Annotated in this window: 3 protein-coding genes; 2 read left to right on the top strand and 1 reads right to left on the bottom strand. The window is 67.4% G+C overall.

Annotated features, from left to right (window positions below):
• Positions 1 to 67 precede the first annotated feature (67 nt).
• Complete coding sequence (locus M3498_15975; GenBank protein MDQ3460777.1) at positions 68 to 1,381, top strand: mechanosensitive ion channel family protein; 1,314 nt, start codon at positions 68 to 70, stop codon at positions 1,379 to 1,381.
• A 15-nt stretch (positions 1,382 to 1,396) separates the two neighbouring features.
• Here M3498_15975 and M3498_15970 read toward each other — a convergent pair whose 3' ends face one another.
• Positions 1,397 to 2,173 carry a hypothetical protein gene (locus M3498_15970; protein ID MDQ3460776.1) on the bottom strand — a complete coding sequence of 259 codons (777 nt, stop codon included), beginning with the start codon at positions 2,171 to 2,173 and terminating at the stop codon, positions 1,397 to 1,399.
• A gap of 242 nt (positions 2,174 to 2,415) precedes the next feature.
• Here M3498_15970 and M3498_15965 point away from each other — a divergent pair.
• Positions 2,416 to 2,712, top strand: a 297-nt coding sequence (locus M3498_15965) for a hypothetical protein (GenBank protein MDQ3460775.1), incomplete at its 3' end; no start/stop codon positions are given.

Here is a 2,712-nt window from a genome sequence, read left to right as displayed (position 1 = left end):
GGGTGGACCCTACCATGATCGCGGTCTTGGCTCCCGGCGTCACCGTCGCCCCTCCTGGTGTCGAGCCTTGAGGCGGGCCAACGACACATCGCCGCGGCCGCGCTCGAGCCGCCGCACCCGCGCCCGCCGTCAGCCCTCGGCGAGAGGGAGGCAGGCTCGGCGAGCCGGGCGGCCGCAAGCTTCGCTGGCGCAGGGCGCGCGGGGCCGTTTGGCGCAGTTCCGGCAGGCGAGCGTCGTCGCGGTGGCGCTGACCGGGCTCTTGCTGCTTCTCTTTTCGCCAGCCGAGGTGGGCTTGGGGCAGGACGCTGTGGTCGCACGAGGTGTGGCGAGCGCCCAGGCCGAGCAGCCCCCCGCCGTGACGCCAGGGGTTCCAGATCGGCAGGCGGAGCGCGTGGAGGACGTCGCCCGCGTCGCCACGGAGGAGGCCACCGGCGCGCTCCGCGACATCTGGGTCGGCTTTTTGGGCAATCTGCCCAGGTACGCGATCGCTGTCGGCATCCTCTTTGTGGCCTGGTTCTCGGCGCGCCTCCTGGGCCCGTTCCTGCGCTGGGCGCTCGGCCAGTGGGAGCGCGCCGACGCCATCACCGCGCTCTCGGGGGTCGCCATCTGGCTGCTCGCCCTGGGCATTGCCTTGAGCATCCTGGTGGGTGACATCCGCGCCCTGGTGGGATCGCTCGGCCTGGTCGGCCTGGCCCTCTCCTGGGCTCTGCAAGCGCCCATCGAGAGCTTTACCGGCTGGCTCCTCAACTCCTTTCAGGGCTACTACCGGGTGGGCGACCGCATCGCGGTAGGCGAGGCCTACGGCGATGTCTACAAGATCGACTTTCTCACCACCACCGTCTGGGAGTACGGCGGTCCCGACCGACCGCCGGCGATGGTCCAGGCCGAGCAGGCCACCGGGCGCCTGATCACCTTTCCCAACAGCGAGGTGCTGACCGGCACGGTCATCAACTACACCAGGGACTTTCCCTACGTCTGGGACGAGCTCGTCGTGGCCGTCGCCAACGAGTCCGACGTGGCCTACGCGGTCGCGCTCTTGCAGCGGCTCGCCGGCGAGTTGCTCGGCGGCTACATGGAAGAGCCGACCCGCTCCTACGCGGCGATTCTGGCGCGAGTAGGGCTCGAGGGCTCGGTCTCGGCCGTGCCGCAGGTCTACGTCTCGATGACCGACTGGGGCACCAATCTCACCGTCCGCTATCTGGTGGGCGCCAGGGAGAGGCGGCACTGGAAGAGCGAGCTGTCGGGGCGGGTGCTTCAGCAGCTCAACATGCCCGAGCACGCCGGTAAGATCTTGCCAGTCTACCCGCGCCAGCAGGTGCAGCTCGTCCGCTCGGACGGCGCGCCCTTCGAGGTGGAGAGTTGGCGGGAGGGTCGTGGCTAGCGGTCAGGGCTCTCCTCAGACGACCAGGAGCAGGAGGGCGTAGAGTGCCGCCCCGCCCACAAAGGAGAGAAAGCGGCTCTCCCGCTCCTCGGGCAGCTCCTCCTTCAAGACGTTGAGCACGATGCCGCCCGCCAGGAAGGCGAAGATCGCCGCCAGACCGGCCTCGCCGAGGTCGACTACGGCGCCGAATCCCCAGCCCGCCAGAACGCCGGCGGCCATCACCCAGCGGCCCAGCCGGTCGTACTGCGCTTCGTGATGGTTGCGCAGGGCGTCGTCGTTGACCACGAAGTGAAGGGCCATTGCCACGGCGAAGAGAAGCAGCTCGCGAGGATCCTCCGCCTCGAGCAGCAGGTAGCCGATGAGCGCGTTGTAGAGCGCAAAGGCGCCGATGTGGAGCCAGAAGTCGCGGCGCTCGCTGCTACTGTCTTCACTGCTACTGTCTTCACTGCTACCGTATTCGCTGCCACTGCTCTTCGCATCGCCTCCGTCCTCGCTCGCGCGCTTCGAGCGCTTGATCGCCCGCTCGAGGCCGTAGAAGAGCGCCAAGCCGGCGAGCGCGAGCAGGTAGGCGTGGTGCGTGAGAGCCTCCAAGAGGGGCCAGTCGGACCCTTCGAGGGCCCGCTGGTGGTGCTCGAGCTCGGGCAGCAGGTGAAGAAAGACGTAGGCCACCGCGACGCCACCCGCCGCCGAAAACCAGTCCCGGCGAGGCAAAGGCTGCAGCTTATGGAGCGCACTCGAGAAACAATGCACCAGTGCGAGGCCAAGGGCGGAGAGAGCGGCGAGCAAGACCATCGTCAGAGCCTGAGCGGCGGGTGTCACGGCTCAAAGGACAGTGAGCTGCCGTCACCCGCGCTGCTACTACCATACCCTACCACCATAGCGGAGTCTCGGCCTTGTGCTCTATAAGGTCTCAAGCCCCTGCTGATAGCGAAGTCTGCACGAGATCCAGGAGGGAACGTCGTGACCGCGGATACCTGCCCTGCGCACGCTCTTGCGCCCAGCGGGCGCATCCAATACTATGAGGTCATCTCTGGTTGAGTGAAGACAAGGTCTCGATGTTCGCGCCTTTGTCCGAGCCGGGGCTCGAGAGAATCTTGCGAGGCTTGAACAATGTCCAGGTGGTCTTCTTGAGGAGCAAGGGGCAAGGCGGTAGCCAGAGAGGCGGTTTCAAGCACGGTCGCGGCGGTTTCGCGCTCTTGGGCTTGCTCCTCACGGGCTGCGAGATGCCCATCGCGCTCGCTCCCCAGGGTCCCGCCGCCGCCGAGATGGCTCACTTGTGGTGGGTTCTCTTCTGGACCGCCGCGGTGGTGTCGCTGATCGTCTTCGCCCTC

The organism is Deinococcota bacterium, assembly GCA_030858465.1.
GTDB lineage: Bacteria > Deinococcota > Deinococci > Deinococcales > Trueperaceae > JALZLY01.
This window is presented reverse-complemented; position numbering and strand designations above follow the sequence as displayed.